Raw genomic sequence first — 22,435 nt, 5'->3', positions numbered from 1 at the left:
ATTTACAAATGAAACAATATTTCACCACCAATCTGCGGCGGTTGGTGCCTGAAATTTGAAGAAACAGGCGCTTTTTGCAAATGCTTCGCGGGACCTGCCGCAATGCAGCCGCAACAGGCGTTACGAGACGTTGAGAATTCGCTCCGTTTTTTGAAGCGATCATCCCGCCTTCTGGCACCGCGCGCAGAAGTAGGTGCTGCGCTGCCCCTGGCGCAGCATTTGCACGGGCGAGCCGCAATGCGTGCAGGGCAGGCCTTCGCGGCCATAGACCTTGGCATGCAGTTGGAAGTGGCCGGCCATGCCATCGGGCGCGGAGAAATCGCGCAGCGTCGTGCCGCCCTGCTCCACCGCCAGGGCCAGCACGCGGCGGATCTCCTCGAACAACCGGCGCACCTTGCGCGGCCCGACCTCGCAGGCCGGCTGCGTGGGCGCGATGCGCGCCATGAACAGCACCTCGGACGCATAGATATTGCCCACGCCCACGACCACGCTGCCGTTCAGCAGCAACTGCTTGATGGGCGTGCGGCTGGCCTTCAGGCCGGCCCGGAAGGCCTCGAACGAGAAACTGTCATCCAGCGGCTCCATCCCCAGATGGTCCAGCAGCCTGCGCGCCCAGGGATCGCTCTCGGCCGCCACATACATTACCGCGCCAAAGCGCCGCGGATCGTGCAGCCGCAGCAGGCCCTTGCTGGTCTGCAGGTCGAAATGGTCATGCGTCCCTGCAGGCCCCAGCGGTGCTTCATGGGGGGCCACGAAACGCAGGCTGCCCGACATGCCCAGGTGCAGCATCAGCAGGCCCTCGCTCAGCTCCATCAGCAGATACTTGCCGCGCCGGCGCACGCCGTGCACATCGCGCCCGGCCAGCAGTTGGGGGGCAATGCCCAACGGCCAGCGCAAGGGCTTGCCCAAGGCCACGGATTCAATGCGCGCTCCGGCGATCTGCGCGGCAAAAGCGCGCCGCGTGACTTCTACTTCTGGCAATTCAGGCATGCGATCCGGGTTGTGCTGTAGTTGTGCGAAATGTGGTCTGGGCTTCGATTATTATGGTTCGATGGATCATCGCCTTCGCCTTCAGGGACTTGCCGTGGCAGCAGCCCTGGCCATGGGTTCCGCCACTGCCTGGGCACTCCCAGGCAAGACCGCAGCCACCATCGAGACGGAATCCCCCGAACCTCCCTCGTCCGCCGCCGCCTCTGCGGAGGACGATCGCGCCGCCCTCAACGCCGAGCTGTTCTACGAGATCCTGGTCGGCGAGATCGCCGCCAGCGAAGGTGCGCTGGGCGACGCCCAGGCCATGATGATGGAGGCCGCACGCACCAGCGGCAGCGAGCAGCTGTACCGGCGCGGCACCGAGCTGGCGCTGCAGTCGCGCTCAGGTGAACGCGCACTGGCCAATGCCCGCGCCTGGCTGGACGCCTTTCCCCAGTCCCGCGACGCCAACCGCTTCGTGCTCCAGATCCTGGTGGCACTGAACCGCATCGCCGATACCGGCAGCTATCTCAAGCGCGAGATCGAGGCCACGCCTGCGCCCTCCAAGCCCGCCACCTACCTGGGCATCACCCAGCTCTACAACAACGCCAGCGACAAGGCCCTTGCTGCCGATGTGGTCGAGCAAGCCATGGCTGGCGAGACCGACAATCCGGCCAGCGGCCCGCTGGCCTGGGCCACCATCGGCCATATGCGGCTGGGCGCCGGGCAGAAGGCTGCCGCCATGCAGGCCGTGCAAAAGGCACAGGCACTGACACCCGATACCGGCCCCGTGGCCCTGCTGTCCATGGAGCTGCTGGAAGCCGGCATGCCTGAGGCGGAGCCCATCGTCAAACGCTACCTGGCCAAGAACCCTTCAGCCCAGATGCGCATGGCCTATGCCCGCGTGCTGCTGGGCCAGCAGCGCCTGGACGAGGCCCGCCAGCAGCTGGTCTCCATCACCGTGGATTCCCCCGACTACGCCGAAGCCTGGGCCACGCTGGCCGCGCTGCAGCTGCAATCCAACGACGTGGATGCAGCCCAGGCGTCCACCGAGCGCTTTGGCAAGCTCGTGCCGCAGATTCCCGCCGGTGTGGCGCGCAGTGCAGCCCAGTCCCAGTACTACCTACTGCAGTCCCAGATTGCAGAAAAGCAGGGCAAGTTCGCCGAGGCCGACGCCCTGCTGCGCCGCATCGACGACGCGCCCAACCTGTTGAGCGTGCAGGCGCGCCGTGCCGCCCTGCTCGCGCGCCAGGGCAAGCTCAAGGAAGCCCGCGCCCTCATCGAGGCCGTGCCCGCCAGCGGCCCCAGCCAGCAGCGACTCAAGCGCCTGGCCGAAGTGCAGCTGCTGCGCGATGCCAATCAGAATGCCCAGGCCTACGCGCTGCAGGCCGAGTTGCAAAAGCAGGACCCTGAAGACGCCGAGCTCGCCTATGACACCGCCCTGCTGGCGGAGCGCATTGGCAAGCATGACGAAATGGAGCGGCTGCTGCGCGGCATCATCGCGCGCCAGCCTGATTTCCAACACGCCTACAACGCGCTGGGCTACTCCTTCGCCGAACGCGGCATTCATCTGGATGAAGCCGAAAAGCTCGTCGGCAAGGCGCTGGAAATGTCGCCTGGCGACCCCTTCATCACCGACAGCCTTGCCTGGGTGAAATTCCGCCGGGGCGACCTGGACGAAGCCCTCAGGCTGCTCGAAAGCGCCTACGCATCACGCCCCGACGTGGAGATCGCCGCACACCTGGGCGAAGTGCTCTGGGCCAAGGGTGATCGCGAACGCGCGCAGAAGATCTGGCGCCAGGGCCTGGCCACCAGTCCCGACAACACGACCCTGCGCGAAACCCTGCGCCGCCTGGGCGTCTCGCTTTGAGCCACCGCGCCGTGCCCGGGTTGCCGCATCCCGCCCTTGCACGCCGGCAGCTGTGCGCCACGGCGGCCGCCGCCGCACTGCTGGCCCTGGCCGGCTGTGCCCTGCCACCCCGCCAGCTGCAGGCCGACGCAACCGCACCCGCCGCTGCAGGCCACTGGGCGGGCCGGCTGGCCCTGCAGGTGGAAGATGCGCAAAACCAATCCTTCAGCGCAGGCTTCGAGCTGCTGGGCACCCCCCAGCGCGGCGAGCTGCTGCTGTTCACGCCCCTGGGCTCGACACTGGCGCGTCTGCTCTGGGAGCCGGGTCAGGCAAGCCTGCAACAAGGCGAGGAGCGCAAGACCTCGGACTCGCTGCCCGCACTGGTGCAGGAGCTGACGGGTAGCGATCTGCCCATTGCCGCCCTGTTCGACTGGCTGCAGGGCCGGGCCACCGCAGCCGCAGGCTGGCAGGTCGACCTCTCCCGCATGGAGCAGGGCCGCCTGTTCGCCCGGCGCCATGACCCACAGCCGCCGGCCGCGCTGCGCATCGTGCTCGACACGCCCTGACTTCCGCCAGGCGCGCCTGCTCCATCCCCAGCTGCCGCACCTGCCTCTTTTTCTTCATCCTCTCCAGCCCATGCGCTCGCTCCACGACGTGCCGGCTCCGGCCAAGCTCAACCTGTTCCTCCACATCACCGGCCGCCGCGCCGATGGCTATCACCTGCTGCAATCGGTCTTCATGCTGTTGGACTGGCATGACACGCTGCATTTCGACAGGCGTGGCGACAGCCAGATCAGCCGCGAGGACCTGTCGGGCATGGCACTTCCTGCCGACGATCTCATCGTGCGGGCCGCACGGGCCCTGCAGCAGGCGACCGGCTGCAGCGCGGGCGTGCACATCGGCGTGGAAAAGCGCCTGCCGGCGCAGGCCGGGATGGGCGGGGGCTCGTCGGATGCGGCATCGACCCTGATCGCACTGAACCGCCTGTGGCAGTTGAACCTGACGCGGCGCGAGCTGCAGCGCATTGCACTGGACCTGGGCGCCGATGTGCCCTTCTTTCTGTGCGGCAACTCCGCCTGGGTGGAAGGCATAGGCGAGCACATCACGCCGCTGGAACAGGCCAATGCCCTGCCGCCCCAGCGGTTCGTGGTGGTCAAGCCCGAGGCGGGGCTGGAGACCCTGTCCATCTTCCGCGACGCAACCCTCAAGCGCGATCATGCCCATGCTACAATCGAAGACTTTGCTGCAGATCACTATGGCTTTGGCCAAAACGACTTGCAGCCTGTCGCCGAAAGGCTGCAGCCTGAAGTGAAAAAAGCCATCGATTGGCTAAACTCACTAAAACTGCATGCTAGAATGACGGGCTCAGGAAGTGCAGTATTTGCACCACTGACGCAAACGATTGACTTAAAAGACGCCCCTGGCGCCTGGAATGTCAGAGTTTGCAGCAATCTGCAGGCCCATCCTCTCAAGGATTGGCTGAAAGATGAAAGTTTATAGGCTGTCTGCCTGCGGCAGAAGGCCTGTGTAGGGGAGTCGCCAAGTTGGTAAAGGCACCGGATTTTGATTCCGGCATGCGAGGGTTCGAGTCCTTCCTCCCCTGCCAAACGTCTTTCGCGTCAAGGCAAACCCATCGTACTGGGGCGCTCAATGCATTCACATCATCCTGACATCATGGTCTTCACCGGCAATGCCAATCCTGGCATGGCCACTGAAATCGTTCAGCACCTCGGCACCACGCTGGGCGCAGCCGACGTGGGTCGTTTCTCCGATGGAGAAGTCGCCGTCGAGATCAAGCAGAACGTGCGTACGCGCGACGTCTTCGTCGTGCAATCCACCTGCGCACCGACCAACGACAACCTGATGGAACTGCTGGTCATGGTGGACGCGCTCAAGCGTGCATCGGCCGAGCGCATCTGCGCGGTGATTCCCTACTTCGGCTACGCCCGCCAGGACCGCCGCCCGCGCTCCACCCGCGTGCCGATCACGGCCAAGGTCGTGGCCAACATGCTGCAGGCCGTAGGCGTCGAGCGCGTCCTGACCATGGACCTGCACGCAGACCAGATCCAGGGCTTCTTCGACATCCCCGTGGACAACATCTATGCCACGCCGGTGCTGCTGGGCGATCTGCGCCAGAAGAACTACGAAGACCTGATCGTCGTCTCCCCTGACGTCGGCGGCGTGGTCCGCGCACGTGCGCTGGCCAAGCAGCTCGGCTGCGACCTGGCCATCATCGACAAGCGCCGCCCCAAGGCGAATGTCTCCGAAGTCATGCATGTCATCGGCGACATCGACGGCCGCAACTGCGTGATCATGGATGACATGATCGACACCGCCGGCACGCTGGTGAAGGCGGCCGAAGTGCTCAAGCAGCGCGGCGCCAAGAGTGTCTATGCCTACTGCACGCACCCGATCTTCTCGGGTCCGGCCATCGAGCGCATCGGCAACGGCAACGCCCTGGACGAGGTCGTGGTGACCAACACCATTCCCCTGAGCGCCGAGGCACAGGCCTGCGGCAAGATCCGCCAACTGTCCGTGGCACCCCTGATTGCCCAGACGATCCAGCGGATTTCCACCGGTGATTCGGTGCTGAGCCTGTTCTCTGAATAAAATATCGGCCCCTGTGGTCGGAACCCAGCAAACCTCCTTCGGGAGGTTTGCGCGTTCCGGAGTGGTTTCAGGACCACCCCGGGACACCGCAAGAGCAGCCTGGTCCGCATCGGACGGGCGTTCTTTTATCAACGGATGAGGCTGGTCGCGGTCCATCCATCTAGGAGTTAGTTATGCAATTCGTCGCTTTTGAGCGCGCCAAGCAAGGTACGGGTGCGAGCCGCCGTCTGCGCAATTCGGGCAAGGCCCCTGGCATCGTCTACGGCGGTGCTGCCGAAGCCCAACTGATCGAAATCGATCACAACGCCCTGTGGCACGCCCTGAAGAAGGAAGTGTTCCACTCCAGCATCCTGGACATGGAAGTCAACGGCCAGACCTCCAAGGTCGTGCTGCGCGACGTGCAATTCCACCCCTACAAGCAGCTCATCCTGCACGTGGACTTCCAGCGCGTTGACGACAAGACCAAGGTTCACCTGAAGGTGCCGCTGCACTTCGAAGGCATGGAACAGTCCCAGGCCGTCAAGGTCGAGAACTGCACGATCACTCCCCTGGTCCATGAACTGGACGTGGTGTGCATGCCCGCCCAACTGCCCGAGTTCATCACCGTGGACCTGAGCGGCCTGACTTCCAAGTCCACCCTGGGCCTGCAAGGCGTCAAGCTGCCCAACGGCGTGAAGGCCGTGGTGCGCGGTTCCAACAAGAACCCCGCCCTGATCTCCATCAAGCTGCCCGAAGTGGCTCCTGATGCATCGGCAGCTCCCGTGGCAGCCCCGGCCGCTCCGGCCAAGAAGGGCAAGAAGTAATTCTTGGCTTTCCCTTGCGGTGGCCCCGGCTGCCGCAAACCTGCAAAAGGCCCACCTCGCGTGGGCCTTTTGCATGGAGGAGCACCCTCACCCGCCTGCTGCGGCCGCCATGGAGATAATCGCCCGATGATCAAATTGTTTGTCGGCCTGGGCAACCCCGGGCCGGAGTATGAGGACACCCGCCACAACGCGGGCTTTTGGTGGATTGATGCGCTGGCGCGCGAACTCAAGGTCCAGCTGGTGCCCGAGCGCAGCTACTTCGGCCTCATGGCCCGTGCCAGCGTGCGCGGCGAGAACGTCTGGCTGCTGCAGCCGCAGACCTTCATGAACCTGTCGGGCAAGTCGGTGGGCGCGCTGGCGCGCTTCTTCAAGATCCAGCCCGAGGAAGTCCTGGTGGTCCATGACGAACTGGACTTCGAGCCCGGCCAGGTAAAGCTCAAGCGCGGCGGCAGCCACGGCGGCCACAACGGCCTGCGCGATATCCATGCCCAGCTGGGCTCGGCCGACTACTGGCGGCTGCGCATCGGCATAGGCCATCCGGGCCACAAGGCCGAAGTCGCCAACTGGGTGCTCAAGAAGCCCGCGCCCGACCAGCGCCAGCTGATCGAGGACAGCATCGCCCACTCCCTCAAGGCCTGGCCCGAACTGCAGGCCGGCAACATGGACAAGGCAACCTTGCTGATCCACACCACCAAGCCGCCGCGCCCCAAGCCCGCACGCCCGGCCACGGCCGAGAGCGACAAGGGCTGAACGTTCAGGAAGAAGCGGGAGCCTGGGACTGCAGGCGCAGGTACTTTTGCATCAGCGTCTCGCGGTCTTCCACATGGGCGGGATTCACGGGAATGCAGGCCACCGGGCAGATCTGCACGCACTGGGGCTCATCGAAATGGCCCACGCACTCCGTGCACTTGCTGTGCTCGATCTCGTAGTACTCCTCGCCCATGGAGATCGCATCGTTCGGGCACTCGGGCTCGCAGACATCGCAGTTGATGCATTCGTCGGTGATCATCAAAGCCATGGCAGGTCCCTCGCAAGTGCCAGCCACGCTCCGGGCCGGGCGGGCCCATGCGCCCCGAACGGGCCTTGCAGCAAGGTGGCATCAGTCATGCCGCCATTATCCTGTCCCCCACATAAGCATGGAGGCTGCACGGGCAAGCCCGGCGCCCTGAAATCGATGGCCGCGTCCCCGTCCATCGGGGCCCTGCCGCTTCAAAGGCCGCTATGCTGCGCGCATGGGCCGTGCGCAGTACCATTCGGGCCCTTCCAAGAACAACCCACCCACTCCGCCGACGTGACCGCCACCCACCCTGCCGAGGCCAATTGCCCATGAGCATCTTTCTGCTCAAGCGCCTGCTGATGCTGGCAGCCACGCTGCTGGGCGCATCGGCCGTGGTTTTCGGCGTACTGGAAGTGCTGCCCGGCAATGCCGCCCAGACGCTGATGGGCCCCGATGCCGCGCCCGAGGCGGTGCAGGCGCTGGCCGTGCAACTGGGGCTGGACCAGCCGGCCTGGCAGCGCTACCTGCAGTGGCTGCAGGGGCTGCTGCACGGCGACATGGGACTGAGCTACGCCTACAGCACACCGGTCAGCGAGCTGGTGCTGGAGCGGCTGGCCGTCACCGTGCCGCTGGCCGTGATGGCCATGCTCATCACGACCGTGCTGGCACTGGCCGCCGGCATCTATGCCGCATCGCGCCACAACCGCTGGGGCGATCTGGGCATCATGGGCCTGGCACAGGTCGGCATCGCCATCCCCAATTTCTGGTTTGCCATCCTGCTGATCCTGGTGTTCTCGGTGAAGCTGCAATGGTTTTCCGCCGGCGGCTTTCCCGGCTGGAGCGAGGCCGACGGCGGCGGCCCGCTGCAGGCACTGCAGGCGCTGCTGCTGCCGGCCATCTCGCTGGCCGTGGTGCAGGCGGCCATCCTGGCGCGCATCACGCGCTCGGCCGTGCTGGAGGTGCTGCGCGAGGACTTCGTGCGCACGGCCCGCGCCAAGGGACTGTCGCGCCGTGCCGTGCTCTGGGGCCATGTGCTGCGCAACGCCATGATTCCCGTGCTCACGGTCATGGGCCTGCAGTTCGCCCAGCTGCTGGCCGGCACCATCGTGGTGGAGAACGTGTTCTACCTGCCGGGCCTGGGCCGGCTGATCTTCCAGTCCATCGCCAACCGTGACCTGATCGTGGTGCGCAACTGCGTGCTGCTGCTGGCAGCCATGGTGGTGGTCATCAACTTCATCGTGGACGTGCTGTACGCGGCCATCGATCCGCGCATCGAGGCCAGCGACGTATGAGTCAGCCGCACAGCCCTCCTTCGCCCCCGCCCTCCGCCTCGCAAGCGGGCCATCGGCCCACGCGGGCCGTCACCCTGGGCGCGCCCGCCGGAGCGGGCCGGCGCATGCTGGGCCACCGCAGCTTCCTGCTGGGAGCGGTGCTGACCGCGCTGCTGCTGCTCACGGCCCTGCTGTCTTTCTGGTGGACGCCGGGCTCTGCCTACGACATGGACATGGACGCCAAGCTGGCTGCACCGGGCGCCCTGCACTGGCTGGGCACCGACGCCTATGGGCGGGACGTGGCCTCGCTGCTGTTCCTGGGCGCGCGCAGCTCCATCCTGGTCGGCGTGATTGCCGTGGGCATCGGGCTGTCGATGGGTGTGGCGCTGGGCCTGGTCGCGGCAGCCTGCAGGGGCTGGGTGGAAGAGACCATCATGCGGCTGGCCGATTTCAGCTTTGCCTTTCCCGCGCTGCTATCGGCCATCATGCTCACGGCCGTGTTCGGCGCGGGCATCGTCAACGCCATCATTGCCATCGGCATCTTCAACATTCCCACCTTCGCGCGCATCACGCGGGCATCGGCCAAGGCCGTGTGGGCGCGCGAATACGTGCTGGCCGCACGCGCCTGCGGCCATGGCCGCGCCAGCATCACCTGGCGCCATGTGCTGCCCAACATCCTGCCTGTACTGGTGGTGCAGGCCACCATCCAGTTCGCGCTGGCCATTCTGGCCGAGGCCGCGCTGTCCTATCTGGGCCTGGGCACTCAGCCGCCCCAGGCCTCCTGGGGCCGCATGCTCAGCGAGGCGCAGACCCTCATGTTCCAGGCACCGCTGCTGGCCGTGTGGCCGGGCCTGGCCATTGCGCTGTCGGTGCTCGGGCTCAACCTGCTGGGCGACGGGCTGCGCGATCTGCTCGACCCGCGCCTGTCGCGCCAGCGCTGAGGAAGGCACGCGCCCATGCCCCTGCTCGAAGTCTCCGGCCTCACCATCACCTTGCAGACCCCGCGCGGCCGCGCGCGCGCCGTGCAGAACCTGGAGTTCATCCTGGAGCGCGGCGCCACGCTGGGCCTGATCGGCGAGTCGGGCTGCGGCAAGTCGCTGACCGCCCTGGCGCTGATGGGCCTGCTGCCAGAGCATGCGCAGGTGGACGGCAGCATCCAGCTCAACGGCAAGGAGCTGCTGGACATGGACGAGAACGCGCTGCGCCGCCTGCGCGGCAACCGCATGGCCATGGTGTTCCAGGAGCCGATGACGGCATTGAACCCCGTGCACGGCATCGGCCGCCAGGTGGCCGAGCCGCTGCGCCATCACCTGCGCCTGGGCCGCCAGGCCGCGCGCGCGCATGCGGTGGCGCTGCTGGAGCGCGTGGGCATTGCCCGTGCGGCCCAGCGCTATGACGACTATCCGCACCAGTTCTCGGGCGGCCAGCGCCAGCGCATCACCATCGCCATGGCCCTGGCCTGCGGGCCCGACCTGCTGATTGCCGACGAACCCACGACGGCGCTGGACGTGACCGTTCAGCAGCAAATCCTGGACCTGCTGCAGGAATTGGTGGCCGAGCATTCCATGGCCCTGCTGCTGATCTCGCACGACCTGGGCGTGATCGCGCAGAACGTGGAGCAGTTGCTGGTCATGTACGGCGGCAGCGTGGTCGAAAGCGGCATGACCGAGGCCATCTTCGCGCGCCGCGCCCATCCCTATACGCGCGGCCTGTTCGCGGCCAGGCCCCAGCTGGACCTGTCCGCCCCAGGCAGCCTGCCGCCGGCCCGGCTGCCCACCATTGCCGGCACCGTGCCCGAGCTGGTGGACCTGCCGGCCGGCTGCGCCTTCGCGGGCCGCTGCAGCTTCACCGAGCCGACCTGCCACAGCGAGCGCCCGCGCCCCGTGGTACTGGAGCGCCCGCAGCGGCCCACGCCCGCATCCCTGCAGGCCTGGGCACAGCCGCATGTGGTGCGCTGCCTGCGCCCCGAGGCCATTGCACAGGGCCTGCCTGCACAGGAATGCGCATGACAAGGCACCCCCTCCAGACGCCACCGGGCCAGACGTCACCGGCCTCCGATGTACCCCTGCTGCAAGTGACAGGCCTGGCCCGCAGCTACCAGCTGCCGCGCCGGTCGCTGTGGCGCGCGCCGGAGCAGGTGCATGCGCTGCGCGGCGTGGATTTCACGCTGACGGCGGGGCGCAGCCTGGGGGTGGTGGGCGAGTCGGGCTCAGGCAAGTCCACGCTGGCACGCCTGGTCATGGCGCTGGACACGCCCAGCGCCGGCAGCGTACGGCTGCTGGGCCAGGATCTGCACCAGTTGGGTCGCCAGGCACTGCGGACGGCACGCCGCGACTTCCAGATGGTGTTCCAGGACCCCTACGGCTCGCTGGACCCGCGCATGACGGTGGAGCACATCGTCTGCGAACCCCTGCTCGCCCAGCCTGCGTCACCCGAACGCAGCGCCCGGCGCGACCAGGCCCGCGCCACGCTGGAACAGGTCGGCCTGCGCGCGCAGGATCTGGACAAGTACCCGCACGAGTTCTCGGGCGGCCAGCGCCAGCGCATCGCCATTGCGCGGGCATTGATCACACGGCCCCGCCTCATCGTGGCCGATGAGCCCGTGAGTGCGCTGGACGTCTCGGTGCAGGCCCAGGTGCTGAACCTGCTGCACGATCTGCAGCAGCAGTTGGGCCTGTCCTATCTGTTCATCAGCCACGACCTGGCCGTGGTCCAGCACCTGTGCGACGACGCCATCGTGCTGAGCGAGGGCCGCATCGTCGAGCGCGGAGCGCCGCAGCAGCTGTTCCACGCCCCGCAGCACCCGTATACGCAGGCCCTGGTCCGGGCCGTGCCGCGCATCGCCCTGCAGCACCGGGCCTGAAAGCTGACGGCCGCCCGCGCGGACCAGGCCCCCAGGGCCACGCACCCGTGCGCCGTGGTGTAAAAACACTGCTGCAGGCCGCAGACAGCGGCCCGAGAACCATCTGCAAGAATTTCCGGAGACCTGTTCATGTTCAACCGCCGTTCCCTGCTGGCCAGCTCCGCTGCTGCCGGCCTGCCCCTGCTGATGCCCTGGCCTGCGCTGGCCCAGAGCCGCAAGGACAGCATCACGCTGGCGATGACGCTGGAGCCCCCGGGGCTGGACCCCACGGCCGGCGCCGCATCTTCCATCGGCGAGATCGTGCTCTACAACCTGTTCGAGACGCTGACCAAGATCAACCCGGACGGCAGCGTCTCGCCGCTGCTGGCCGAGAGCTGGGAGGTCTCGCCCGACCTCAAGACCTACACCTTTCGCCTGCGCAAGGGCGTGAGTTTTCAGAACGGCGAGCCCTGCAACGCACACAGCGTGAAGTACTCCTTCGACCGGGCGGGCGACGACAAGAGCACCAACAAGGACAAGCGGACCTTCGCCTCCCTGTCCACGCGCGTGGTGGACGACCATACCGTGGTCGTGATCAACAAGGACATCGATCCCGACTTCCTCTTCGTGCTCGGCCAGGCGACGTCCATCATCGTCGAGCCCAAGAGCGCGGCCACCAACGCCACGCGCCCTGTGGGCACGGGCCCCTACCAGTTGGGCAACTGGAACAAGGGCGCCTCGGTCACGCTCACGGCCTGGCCGCAGCACCGCATGGCCTCCGGCCTGCGGATTCGCCGCGCCAGCTTTCGCTTCATCTCGGACCCTGCGGCCCAGGTCGCTGCGCTGCTGGCTGGCGACGTCGATGCCTTCCCGCGCGTGACGCCGCGCAGCGTGGCCCAGTTCAAGGCCAACGGGCGCTTCCAGGTCGTGGTCAGCGGCTCGCGCGCCAAGACCATCCTGGCCATGAACAACGCACGCAAGCCCCTGGGCGACGCGCGCGTGCGCCGCGCCATCGCCGCGGCCATCGACCGCAAGGCCGTGATCGACGGCGCGGGCGACGGCTACGGCCTGCCCATCGGCAGCTACTACGTGCCCACGGCCTTCGGCTACGTGGACACCACGGGCATCAACCCCTTCGACGTGGAAAAGGCCAAGGCGCTGCTGGCCGAGGCCGGCGTCAAGACCCCGCTGGAGCTGACCATGACGCTGCCGCCCACGCCCTACGCGCGCCAGGGCGGCGAAGTGATTGCCGCGCAGCTGGCCAAGATCGGCATCCGCGCCAAGCTGCAGAACGTCGAATGGGCGCAGTGGCTGTCGGGCACCTACACCCTCAAGAACTACGACCTGACGCTGATCTCCCATGTCGAGCCCTTCGACCTGGGCAACTTCGCCAAGCCCGACTACTACTGGGGCTACCAGTCGTCCCAGTTCAACGAGCTGTACGACAAGATCAAGAATGCCTCGCGCCCCGCCGACCGCTCGCGCCTGCTGGGCGATGCCCAGCGCCTGCTGGCCCAGGATTGCGTGCACGCCTTCCTCTACACGCCGCAATGGGTCACCGTGGCCAACAAGAATCTGCGCGGACTGTGGAAGGACATGCCCATCTTCGTCAACGATCTCTCGGCACTGTCCTGGGCCACCTGAACCGCGCACCGGCTGAGCCACAGGCGACAGGCGCGCCGGTGGCCCCGGTCCAAACTGCAGCAGATCTGCCGCTGGAACCACCATCCTCAAGGAAGCCGCGATGACTGGAACGACACAGGCCCTGCACGACCTACCCGCCCATGCGCTGCTGCGCGCCTACCGGGAGCGCAGCCTCTCGCCCGTCGAGGTCATGCACGAGCTGCTGGCCCATGTGCAGCGCTGGGAGCCGGCCCTGGGCGCAACCTACCTGCTGCGCCCCGAGGCCGCACTGGCCCAGGCACGCGCCAGCGAGGCCCGCTGGCTGCGCGGCGAGCCGGCAGGCCTGCTCGACGGCGTCCCCGCCACGGTCAAGGACAACATCGCCACGCGCGGCGACCCCACCCCCGTGGGCACGGCCGCCACACCCCAGGTCGCCGCGCCGCTGGACGCACCGCCCGCTGCGCGGCTGCGCGAAGCGGGCGCCATCCTCTTCGCCAAGACCACCATGCCCGACTACGGCATGCTGTCCTCGGGCCTGTCCTCGCTGCACGGCAACACCTTCAACCCCTGGGATCTGGACAAGACGCCGGGCGGCTCCAGCGCAGGCGCGGGCGCCGCTGCGGCGGCCGGCTACGGGCCGCTGCATGTGGGCACGGACATTGGCGGCTCCATCCGCCTGCCCGCAGGCTGGTGCGGCATCTTCGGCCTCAAGCCCAGCCTGGGCCGCGTGCCCATAGACCCGCCCTACACCGGCCGCTGCGCCGGCCCCATGACGCGCAGCGTGGCCGATGCCGCGCTGATGATGCAGGCCCTGTCCCTGTCCGATGCGCGCGACAGCATGGGCCTGCCGCACCAGGACATTGCCTGGAGCGGCTTCGACATGGACCCCGCCCAGGTGCGCGGCCTGCGCATAGGCCTGCTGCTGGATGCCGGCTGCGGCCTGCCCTTGCAGCCCCGCGTGCGTGCCGTGGTGGAGCAGGCTGCGGCCTGGCTGGAATCGGCCGGTGCCCATATCGAGATCATCCAGCCCTGGCTCACCCGCGACATGCTCGACGGCCTCGACCATTTCTGGCGCATGCGCTCGCATGTGGAAATGCAGTCGCTGCCGGACGCCCAGCGCCGCGTGGTCCTGCCCTTCATCCGCGACTGGGCCGACAGTGCCGGGTCCATCACCGCCACCCAGCTGTTCGTGGCCAGCCAGCAATCGCACCTGCTGCGCGTGGCCACGGTGCGTGCCACGGCGGCCTTCGACTATGTGCTGTCGCCCGTGGCGCCCATCACGGCTTTCCCGGCCCACCTGCCCAGCCCCACCAACGACCCGCTGCGACCGCTGGAGCACATTGCCTTCACCGTGCCCTACAACATGTCCGAGCAGCCCGCCGCGTCCGTGCCCTGCGGGCATGACGGGCAGTTGCCCATCGGCGTGCAGATCGCGGGCCGGCGCTTTGACGACCTGGGCGTGCTGCGGCTCAGCCGTGTGCTGGAGCAGCTGCGGCCGCCGCAGCCTGCCTGGCCACAGCCCCTGCCTCCGGGCCAGGGCACTGGCGACAGCGAAGACAGGGCACGGGCACGGGCAGCGCCGGCTACTCCAGCCTGATTCCCGCATCCTTGACGATGCGCGCCCAGCGCGGCAGGTCGCGCGCCATGGCCGCTGACAGCTCCTCGGGCGTACCGCCCACCGGGCGCAGCCCCATGGCCGCCAGGCGGCCGCTGAGTTCGGGCGAGGCCACAATGCGCCGCACCTCGGCCGAGAGCTTGTCCACGATGGGCCGGGGCGTTCCCGCCGCCACGAAGGTGGCGAACCAGCCATTGGCCTCGAAGCCCGCCAGCCCCAACTCGGCAAAGGTGGGCACATCGGGCAGCGCCGGATGGCGCTGCATGCCGGTGATGGCCAGGATGCGGATCTTTTCGGACTTCAGGTGCGCATTGGCCGAGGACACGTCGATGAAGCCCGACGACAGCTGCCCGCCCAGCACATCGTTGACCAGCGGCGCCGCGCCCTTGTAGGGAATCAGCGCCAGATCCAGCCCGGCCCTGGCACGCAGCAGCTCGCCATGCATGTGCGAGGAGGTGCCGTTGCCGTAGTTGCCGTTGCTGTACTTGCCCGGATGGGCCTTGACCAGGGCGATGAACTCCTGCAGCGTCGTGGCCGGCACGTCGCGCGGCACCACGAACAGGTCCGAGGACAGGGCCACCTGCGATACGGGGGCAAAGTCCCTGAGCACGTCATAGGGCATCTTTGCGTACAGCGCCGGCGACTGGATCATGGCCGTGATCCCCAGCAGCAGCGTATAGCCATCGGGCGCCGACTTGGCCACCACGTCACCGCCGATGATGCCGCTGGAGCCCGGCCGGTTCTCCACCACCACGGGCTGGCCCCAGGCCTGGCTCAGTTGCTGGGCAATGATGCGGCCGATGATGTCCGTGCCGCCACCCGCCGGATAGGGAATCACCATGCGCAGCGGCTTGGACGGATAGGCACCGCCTGCCGGCTGTGCAAAGGCGATCGGCGATGCCGTTCCCAGGGCGGCACCCAGTGAGGCGCTGGCGGCGCATGCCAGCGCCGCCCGCAGGCAGCCGCGTCGGCTCGATTCCATGGCTTGTCTCCTTGTCCTTCGGTGCTCCGCCCTCGTTGGCGGGGCGGTGTGCCCTGCCGCAGTGGCAGGGTCCATGGACAGTGTGGCCACCGGGCCTTCAGCCACCAATCGCCGATCGTCTCAAAATGATTGGCAAAAAAGATCAACGGCCGCGATGCTGGGCCTGCCGGTAGGCGCCCGGCGGCAGGCCGGTCCAGCCCTTGAAGGCGCGGTGAAAGGTGCTGGCCTCCGCAAACCCCACGCGGGCCGCAATGTCGGCCAGGGTCAGATCCGGGCGGTTCAGCAATTCGATGGCGGCGTCGCGGCGCAGGTCGTCCTTGAGGGATTGGAAGCCCAGGCCTTCGTCGCGCAGGCGGCGGCGCAGCGTCTGCGGTGTCATGGACAGCGCGGCGCCCACCTGCTCCAGCGAAGGCAGCTCCCCCGCCAGATCGCGGCGCAGCAGGCGGCGGATGCGCTCGCCCAGGCGCGTGCGGTCGCGGTAGCGGATCACCAGACCCATGGCCGCCTGGTCCAGGAATTCGGCCAGGCTCTCCGGGGTCTGCACCACGGGCAGCTCCAGCCAGCGCGCCTCGAACTCCAGCCCCGTGAAGTCGCGGTCCCGCTGCAGCGGCGCCAGGAACAGGCGCTGCGCCTCCGTGCCATACGGCATGCTGGCTCCGGCCGGTGCACACACGCCCGTCAGCTCAATCCTGCGCGACACCAGCCAGGACATGACGCCATAGCCCAGAAAGCAAAAGGAACGCTCGGCATAGGCCAGCGGCGCATCACGCTCGCGCAGCGACACCATGGCGATGCGGGCCACGCCGTCCACCACCTGCAGCCGGGGAGCGAAGTCGCGCAGCACCAGGCGGTAGAAACGCAGCCCGGCCTGCAATGCCTCGCCCAGCGTGCGGCAGGGCAGCATGGTGCGGCAGGCCTGGGCAAAACTGCCCACGGGCAGCGGATGGCGGCACAGGCCCCACAGCTCGTCGCGGCAAACGCGGCGCAGCACGCGGATCAGCGCCGCGTACTGCGCCTGGGTCACGCGCGACAGCGGCGCATCCAGCAGGGCCGGCGCAATGCCGGCGCGGCGCAGGATGGCTGGCACATCCATGCCATTGCGCTGCACGCCCTGCACGATCTGCAGGACCTGGGCAATGGCAATGGTGTGGGCCGTGGTCTGTGGCATGGGCTTGGTGGAGACGGCGTCAGATGGGCAGGTCAAGGCCTGCCCGCCATTGTCTCCATCAATGGCCCAGATATCGATCCAGGAATCCCAGCACCCGCTGCTCGTAGGGCTTGGGCGCGTAGTCGTACAGGTCCACATGCGCGGCGCCTTCCACCATCCACAGCGCCTTGGGCTCACGCGCCGCATCGAACAGTTCGCGGGTTTCTGCGGGCGTGGTGTGCCGGTCCTGCAGGCCGGCCGCGATCAGCACGGGAGCGCCCAGCGCCTTCACATGGTCGATGGGACGCAGTTGCGCCAGCTCCAGATGCAGGCGCAGCGGCAGCTGCCACGCCAGCAAGGGCGTGACCACGTCCGCCAGCCAGCCGATGTGCGCACGCACGCGGTTGTCTATGGCCTGCCGGATGTCGGGGAACACGGACTCCAGCACCACCGCATCCGGCCCCGGCGCCACATGGGACAAAAGCAGGGCCGCGCCGCCCAGCGATGTGCCGATCACCGCCACCTTCTCGCCCGGCAGTTGCTGCCGCACATAGGCCATGGCGGCACGCACGCCTGCGCCTTCGACCATGCCGAAGCTGATGCGCTCGCCACTGCTTTCGCCGTGCGCGGGCAGGTCGATCAGGCAGACGGAGTACCCCTGCCGATGGAGCATGCGCGCACGCGCCAGCATGGCCAGCCGGTCTGCGTACACGCCGTGCAGCAGCAGCACGGCCCCATGGCCCGGCTGCCCCTTGGCGAACCAGCCCCGGACCTGCCCGCCCTCGTCGGTGGGCAACTGCAGCGTCTGGACCGGCCAGTCCGCGGGCGGCGCGCCGACAGGCTGGTGGTCCGGCTGGCTCAACAGGCTGCCCACCAGCCAGGCCGCCACCATCAGCAGGGCCAGTCCGGACAATCCGGCCATCAGCAAGGCGGCAGGCCATGAAAGATTGCGCAATCGGGAAAGCATGGCGTGGACTGTGCCACGGCCCGGCCCTTGCGCCGTGGCCCGCAGCGAAAAGCAGAGTATTCCTAACGCTGCACCAGGGCCAGCCGCACAGCCATGCCCAGAAAGACCAGCCCGGCCACGCGGTTGAGCCAGTTCTGGGCGCGCACGGAGCGCTGAAGCAACACGCCGAACCAGCCCGAACAGCAGGCGATGGCGCCGAACACCAGCAGCGCCGCCAGCATGAACACGCAGCCCAGCACCATTACCTGGGTGGCCACGCTGCCGCGTGCGGGGTCCGCGAACTGCGGCAGAAAGGCCAGGAAGAAGATCAGCACCTTGGGATTGGTGAGGTTCATCACCACGCCACGCCCCACCCAGCGCAGTGCCCGTGCGGGGGTCAGCGGGTCGGCTGCGCCGGCCTGCGGCATCTCGCCCGGCCGGGCCACGGCGCGCAGCGCGCCCCAGGCCAGCCAGGCCAGATAGGCCGCGCCGCACAGCTTGATGGCGGTGAACAGCAGGGGCGATGCAGCCACCAGCGCCGCCAGGCCCAACGCAACCGCCGCCGTATGCACCACCAGCCCCAGGCACAGGCCCATCACCACGCACAGTCCCACGCGCCAGCCGCGCTGGGCCGATTGCATGAGCACGAACAGGTTGTCAGGCCCCGGGCTCAGGCCCAGCAGCACGGCCACGCCGAAAAAGGCCAGCAGGGTTTCAAAGGTCGGCATCACTTCTCTCTTTTCGATTCATCGCATGTTCCAGCGCGGCTTGGGTCAGGCTTGCGCCGTGACGATCCAGCCTTCCAGCGGGTCCAGGTCGTGCGGCAATCCGTAGAGCGCATCGCCCTGCGCATGGCGGGCCGCGGCCCAGGCGGCCTGCAGCATGCAGATCACGGCGTCCAGCCGGTCTCCGCTGCCGTCCGCCAGCAACTGGTTGCGGGCTTCTTCGGCGTCGATACGCAGGCGCAGCGCCAGCGGGTTGTCGCCGCTCTCCAGCGCCGCCAGCAATTGCACACGCGCCTGATGGCGTTCGGGCGTTTGCCGTGCGGGCTCGTCGCTTTTGTAGCTGCGGCGCCCGATCACGGCGCGCGCCAGCATGCCCGGGTAGGCTTCCAGCGCCACGCGGCGCGCATCGCCTTCGCCTGGCCGTTGCAGGCCCGGCAGATGCACGCCGGCCGCGCGCAGCAAGGGCAGCCCGGCATGCAGCATGTAGGCCACGGGCGGGTTCACCCATTTCATGGAAGGGCTGGCCCCCGCAGGCCCGTCCGTGGCGCGGTGCGCGAACTTGCCGCCTGCGGGCCGCGCCGCGCAAAAGGCCCTGAACTGCTCGCGTATGGCCTGGCGCGTGAGGCCGGCGTAGTGATCCATGCAGGCCGCCCAGTCCGTGGGCCAGCCCAGTTGCTCCACCAGTTCGCGCGGCAGGCCGAAAGGCAGGTCGAATCCGCCCACCCAGGCCGACTGCGCCGACTGCGCCGAATCGGCGGGCCGGGCCAGCCAGGCAGCCCATGCGTCCAGCGAGGCAAACTCCAGCAGCTCCTGCAGGACCACCGTGTCGCCAGCCAGCAGACGGCCCAGGGCCATGGTGATGGGCTTGCGCGCCGTAGGCCGGCTGCTGAAATCGCAGCCCAGCACCCGCATTGCAGCCATGGCGCTCAGCCCAGGCCCAGCGCCGTCACGCCGACGGCAATGCACACCGCGCCTGTAATGCGCGCCAGGCGGTCGCCTTCGCGCAGCATGTGGCCGCCGATCAGCGCCGCGAACAGCATGGAGACTTCGCGCGCAGGCGCCACGTGCGACATGGGCGCATCCTGCATGGCGTAGAGCACCAGCACATAGGCGATGGGGCTGATCAACGCCACCAGGGCCGCGAAGCGCCACTGCGTGCGCCACAGACTGCGCGCAGTGGGCAGGTCGCGCAGCACCACGGGAGCGAGCAGGAATACGCGCACGAAGTTGCCCATGTAGTCGATGAGGATGGGCGACATCAGCAGCATCTTCACGCCGTAGCCGTCCACCACGGTGTAGCTGGCGATGAAGGCACCCGTCAGCAGGCCGTACCAAAGGCCCAGCCGCAGCCGCTCGCGCGCTTCGGGGTCATGGCGTGCGCGCAGCAGGCCGGGGCCGCCCGCGATCAGGAACACGCCAACCACCACGCCGGCAATGCCCAGCACGCCCAGCGAGGAAATCTGCTCCCCCAGGAACACCACCGCCACCATGGACGACAGCAGCGGCCCCGAGCCGCGCGCCAGCGGATAGACCACGGTGAGGTCCGCGCTGCGGTAGCCACGCAGCAAGGTCACGTAGTAGGCCACGTGCAGCAGGCCGCTGGCCAGCACCACCAGCCATTCGTTGCGCCCCCATGTGGGCACCACATCGCGCCCCACCCACCAGCCCAGCGGTGCCCAGATCACCATCATGATGATCGAGGTGAAGAAGGCGAAGCGCGAGTCGCCGCCCGCCTTCTTGGCCACGATGTTCCAGCCGGCATGGATGAGGCCGGCGACGATGATCAGGGCAAAGGCTTGCAGCGACATGGGCAGGTCCGGGGAAAGCGGGGCTCGGGCTTGGCGCGGGAAAGAAAAAAGGCCGCGCACTGCGCAGCCTGGGGTGTTGTGTGAGGCGTCCGAGGACGCCACCCCGGGGGTTTACCTGCGGCTGGACACCAGCGAGAGGAACTCGCGGCGCAGTTCAGGATTGGTGAGGAAGGCGCCGCGCATGACGGAGTTCAGCATCTTGCTGTCCATCTCGCGCACGCCGCGCCAGGACATGCAAAAGTGCGAAGCCTCCATGACCACGGCCAGGCCGTCGGGGCGGGTCTTGTCGAGGATCAGGTCGGCCAGCTGGATGATGGCCTCTTCCTGGATCTGGGGGCGGCCCATGATCCAGTCCACCAGCCGCGCGTACTTGGACAGGCCGATGACATTGGTGTTCTTGTTGGGCAGCACGCCGATCCAGATCTTGCCGATCACCGGGCACAGATGGTGGCTGCAGGCGCTGCGCACCGTGATCGGGCCGACGATCATCAGCTCGTTGAGGTGCTCGGCGTTGGGGAACTCGGTGATGGCGGGCTGCGCCACATAGCGGCCGCGGAACACTTCGTTGACATACATCTTGGCCACGCGGCGCGCCGTGGCGCGCGTGTTGTGGTCGTGCGTGGTGTCGATGACCATGCTGTCGAGCACGCCCTGCATCTTGTCCTGGACTTCGTCGAGCAGCAGCTCGAGTTCACCGGGCTCGATGAATTCGGAGATGTTGTCGTTCGCATGAAAGCGCTTTTGCGCCTGCTTCAACCGTTCGCGGATCTTGACCGAGACGGGGGTGCCCTCGGCCTGGCTGTCTTGTTTCATGTCGACGAGTTCTCTGAACATGGCTGGCATGGTAACAGCGAAACCCGCGGCATGGCACGCAAGGGATTTTCCACCCAAACGCAGGTTCTGCCCGCGCTGAAAGCTATCATTTCAATAGCAAAAGAATGGCTTGTGTGACAGAACCCGGGGCTAGAGGCGGAATTCGGCAATCAGCGGCAGATGGTCGGACATGCGCCACCAGATGCGTCCCTTGGGCACATGCAGGCCCAGCGGGGTGAGGCCGCGCACGTAGACGTGGTCCAGCTGGGCCAGCGGCAGGCGCGAGGGATAGGTGGGCACGCTGGGCAATTCGTCGTATTCGTACAGGCCGAAACCGCCAAGCATGCGCTTGATCTGGCCACCCCAGTCGTTGAAGTCGCCAGCCACCACCACGGGCGCGCCGGGCGGCACCTCGCGCTCGATGAAGCGCTTGAGCTGGGAGACCTGGCGCACGCGGCTGCCGGGGATCAGCCCCAGGTGCACCACGATGGTGTGCACACGCCGGTTCTGCACTTCCACCTCCACATGCAGCAGGCCCCGCTGCTCGAAGCGGTGGTCGGAGATGTCCTCGTGCTGGTGGCCCACCACGGGCCAGCGGGTGAGCAGCGCGTTGCCATGCTCGCCGTGGCGCGTGTAGGCATTGGTGCGGTAGACGGCCTCGTAGCCCAGGGGGGCCAGGTACTCCGCCTGCGAGACCTGGGGCCAGCGCTCGAAGTAGGCGGCCTCCTTGTGGTTCATCTTGCGCACTTCCTGCAGGCAGACGATGTCGGCATCGAGCTGCTCGACGGCATGGCCCAGGTTGTGGATCTCCAGGCGGCGCACGGGACCCATGCCTTGCACGCCCTTGTGGATGTTGTAGGTCGCGACGCGCAGTATGGACGGGCCGGGGTCCACCTCGTGGGAGGATTTCACGTTGTCAGTCATAGGCGGTCAGGAACACAGGGATCGGGATCAGTCCAGCTCCAGTGAAGCGAATCGCGGCAGCATCAGGATGGCTTCCGCATTGGACGGGGAGTAGCAGCGCTCGGCAGCGTCATGCCAATGATGCCAAGCAGATGCGGTATGTTCCCTCGGATTCAAGAACACAGGGGTGTAGGACGGAATCCGCAGGCCGAAAACCCTCTCGCGGTTGTGCCATACACCGGGTGCATAGCGGTGCTGCCAGGCCGGGTAGATGGTGTAGATGTTCTCCAGCGCCCAGTCCTGCAGCAGGCAGCCGGGCGCCTCGGGGTCGATGCCGGTTTCTTCCCGCACCTCGCGCACTGCGGTCTCGCGCCAGGACTCGCCTTCATGGTCCTTGCTGCCCGTCACCGACTGCCAGAACTCCCCGCCCTCAGGCGCCGGTGCCGTGCGGCGCATCAGCAGCACCTGCCCGTCATCGCGGTAGATGACGACCAGCACCGATTCAGGGATCTTGTAGCCTGGCATGGCAGGC

The 22,435-nt window shown here is 67.6% G+C and carries 23 protein-coding genes and 1 tRNA gene; 13 read left to right on the top strand and 11 right to left on the bottom strand.

All coding sequences use genetic code 11. The features are described from left to right. Positions 1–159: 159 nt before the first annotated feature. Positions 160–990, bottom strand: coding sequence for a bifunctional DNA-formamidopyrimidine glycosylase/DNA-(apurinic or apyrimidinic site) lyase (mutM, locus tag DA1_RS00440; RefSeq protein ID WP_034396863.1), 831 nt, complete (start codon positions 988–990; stop codon positions 160–162). A gap of 61 nt (positions 991–1,051) precedes the next feature. Between mutM and DA1_RS00435 the strand changes: the two genes are divergently transcribed. From DA1_RS00435 to pth, 7 genes are all read left to right on the top strand, one after another. Continuing rightward, entirely contained in the window at positions 1,052–2,839 is a 1,788-nt protein-coding gene (locus DA1_RS00435; protein WP_174549346.1) for a tetratricopeptide repeat protein, read from the top strand. Beyond that, entirely contained in the window at positions 2,836–3,384 is a 549-nt protein-coding gene (locus DA1_RS00430; protein WP_230590933.1) for an outer membrane lipoprotein LolB, read from the top strand. The genes DA1_RS00435 and DA1_RS00430 overlap by 4 nt, the downstream gene beginning before the upstream one ends. A gap of 70 nt (positions 3,385–3,454) precedes the next feature. Further along, positions 3,455–4,318, top strand: a complete 864-nt coding sequence (gene ispE, locus DA1_RS00425; protein ID WP_034396867.1) for a 4-(cytidine 5'-diphospho)-2-C-methyl-D-erythritol kinase — start codon at positions 3,455–3,457, stop codon at positions 4,316–4,318. A gap of 29 nt (positions 4,319–4,347) precedes the next feature. Then, a tRNA-Gln gene (locus DA1_RS00420) sits at positions 4,348–4,424 on the top strand. A gap of 44 nt (positions 4,425–4,468) precedes the next feature. Further along, complete coding sequence (locus DA1_RS00415) at positions 4,469–5,428, top strand: ribose-phosphate pyrophosphokinase (RefSeq protein WP_012207231.1); 960 nt, start codon at positions 4,469–4,471, stop codon at positions 5,426–5,428. A gap of 173 nt (positions 5,429–5,601) precedes the next feature. Continuing rightward, a complete protein-coding gene (locus tag DA1_RS00410; RefSeq protein WP_013800859.1) occupies positions 5,602–6,231 on the top strand; it encodes a 50S ribosomal protein L25/general stress protein Ctc in 630 nt (209 codons plus the stop codon). Positions 6,232–6,357: 126 nt separating this feature from the next. After that, positions 6,358–6,981 carry an aminoacyl-tRNA hydrolase gene (gene pth / locus DA1_RS00405; protein WP_012207233.1) on the top strand — a complete coding sequence of 208 codons (624 nt, stop codon included), beginning with the start codon at positions 6,358–6,360 and terminating at the stop codon, positions 6,979–6,981. Between the two features lie 4 nt (positions 6,982–6,985). Here pth and DA1_RS00400 read toward each other — a convergent pair whose 3' ends face one another. Next, positions 6,986–7,249 carry a YfhL family 4Fe-4S dicluster ferredoxin gene (locus tag DA1_RS00400; protein ID WP_012207234.1) on the bottom strand — a complete coding sequence of 88 codons (264 nt, stop codon included), beginning with the start codon at positions 7,247–7,249 and terminating at the stop codon, positions 6,986–6,988. A 308-nt stretch (positions 7,250–7,557) separates the two neighbouring features. Here DA1_RS00400 and DA1_RS00395 point away from each other — a divergent pair, with 308 nt between their 5' ends. The 6 genes from DA1_RS00395 to DA1_RS00370 all read left to right on the top strand — a co-directional run bounded on the left by DA1_RS00395 (position 7,558) and on the right by DA1_RS00370 (position 14,561). Next, the gene (locus DA1_RS00395; RefSeq protein WP_013800857.1) at positions 7,558–8,520 is read left to right on the top strand and encodes an ABC transporter permease; all 963 of its coding nucleotides are present in this window, start codon (positions 7,558–7,560) and stop codon (positions 8,518–8,520) included. Continuing rightward, positions 8,517–9,440 (top strand): ABC transporter permease, encoded by a 924-nt coding sequence (locus DA1_RS00390; protein ID WP_034396870.1) that lies wholly within the window; start codon positions 8,517–8,519, stop codon positions 9,438–9,440. Before DA1_RS00395 ends, DA1_RS00390 begins: the two co-directional genes overlap by 4 nt. Before the next feature lie 15 nt (positions 9,441–9,455). Then, positions 9,456–10,508: an ABC transporter ATP-binding protein gene (locus DA1_RS00385; protein ID WP_034396872.1), complete on the top strand. Its 1,053-nt coding sequence runs from the start codon at positions 9,456–9,458 to the stop codon at positions 10,506–10,508. Then, positions 10,505–11,362, top strand: coding sequence for an ATP-binding cassette domain-containing protein (locus DA1_RS00380; RefSeq protein WP_034398924.1), 858 nt, complete (start codon positions 10,505–10,507; stop codon positions 11,360–11,362). The genes DA1_RS00385 and DA1_RS00380 overlap by 4 nt, the downstream gene beginning before the upstream one ends. A gap of 129 nt (positions 11,363–11,491) precedes the next feature. After that, positions 11,492–12,985 (top strand): ABC transporter substrate-binding protein, encoded by a 1,494-nt coding sequence (locus tag DA1_RS00375; RefSeq protein ID WP_034396874.1) that lies wholly within the window; start codon positions 11,492–11,494, stop codon positions 12,983–12,985. A gap of 100 nt (positions 12,986–13,085) precedes the next feature. Continuing rightward, positions 13,086–14,561, top strand: coding sequence for an amidase (locus tag DA1_RS00370; RefSeq protein WP_034396876.1), 1,476 nt, complete (start codon positions 13,086–13,088; stop codon positions 14,559–14,561). Here the strand turns inward: DA1_RS00370 and DA1_RS00365 are convergent. The 9 genes from DA1_RS00365 to nudB form a co-directional block, all read right to left on the bottom strand. Continuing rightward, positions 14,548–15,561, bottom strand: a complete 1,014-nt coding sequence (locus tag DA1_RS00365; RefSeq protein ID WP_034396878.1) for a Bug family tripartite tricarboxylate transporter substrate binding protein — start codon at positions 15,559–15,561, stop codon at positions 14,548–14,550. The genes DA1_RS00370 and DA1_RS00365 overlap by 14 nt on opposite strands. Before the next feature lie 142 nt (positions 15,562–15,703). Beyond that, on the bottom strand, positions 15,704–16,729 hold the full coding sequence (locus DA1_RS00360; protein WP_034396880.1) for an AraC family transcriptional regulator: 1,026 nt from the start codon (positions 16,727–16,729) through the stop codon (positions 15,704–15,706). A gap of 58 nt (positions 16,730–16,787) precedes the next feature. Next, complete coding sequence (locus DA1_RS00355; RefSeq protein ID WP_169807215.1) at positions 16,788–17,630, bottom strand: alpha/beta hydrolase; 843 nt, start codon at positions 17,628–17,630, stop codon at positions 16,788–16,790. Positions 17,631–17,737: 107 nt separating this feature from the next. Next, a complete protein-coding gene (locus DA1_RS00350) occupies positions 17,738–18,382 on the bottom strand; it encodes a LysE family translocator (protein ID WP_034396883.1) in 645 nt (214 codons plus the stop codon). Positions 18,383–18,427: 45 nt separating this feature from the next. Beyond that, positions 18,428–19,291, bottom strand: a complete 864-nt coding sequence (locus DA1_RS00345; RefSeq protein WP_034396884.1) for a DUF429 domain-containing protein — start codon at positions 19,289–19,291, stop codon at positions 18,428–18,430. 14 nt (positions 19,292–19,305) lie between these two features. After that, the gene (locus DA1_RS00340) at positions 19,306–20,187 is read right to left on the bottom strand and encodes an EamA family transporter (protein WP_034396885.1); all 882 of its coding nucleotides are present in this window, start codon (positions 20,185–20,187) and stop codon (positions 19,306–19,308) included. 111 nt (positions 20,188–20,298) lie between these two features. Beyond that, on the bottom strand, positions 20,299–21,021 hold the full coding sequence (gene folE / locus DA1_RS00335) for a GTP cyclohydrolase I (protein WP_013800846.1): 723 nt from the start codon (positions 21,019–21,021) through the stop codon (positions 20,299–20,301). A 129-nt stretch (positions 21,022–21,150) separates the two neighbouring features. Further along, entirely contained in the window at positions 21,151–21,924 is a 774-nt protein-coding gene (locus DA1_RS00330; protein WP_012207248.1) for an endonuclease/exonuclease/phosphatase family protein, read from the bottom strand. A 27-nt stretch (positions 21,925–21,951) separates the two neighbouring features. Next, positions 21,952–22,428, bottom strand: a complete 477-nt coding sequence (gene nudB, locus DA1_RS00325) for a dihydroneopterin triphosphate diphosphatase (protein WP_034398928.1) — start codon at positions 22,426–22,428, stop codon at positions 21,952–21,954. Positions 22,429–22,435 lie beyond the last annotated feature (7 nt).

The sequence above is a fragment of the Delftia acidovorans NBRC 14950 genome (assembly GCF_001598795.1).
Taxonomy (GTDB): Bacteria; Pseudomonadota; Gammaproteobacteria; order Burkholderiales; family Burkholderiaceae_C; genus Comamonas; species Comamonas acidovorans.
This window is presented reverse-complemented; position numbering and strand designations above follow the sequence as displayed.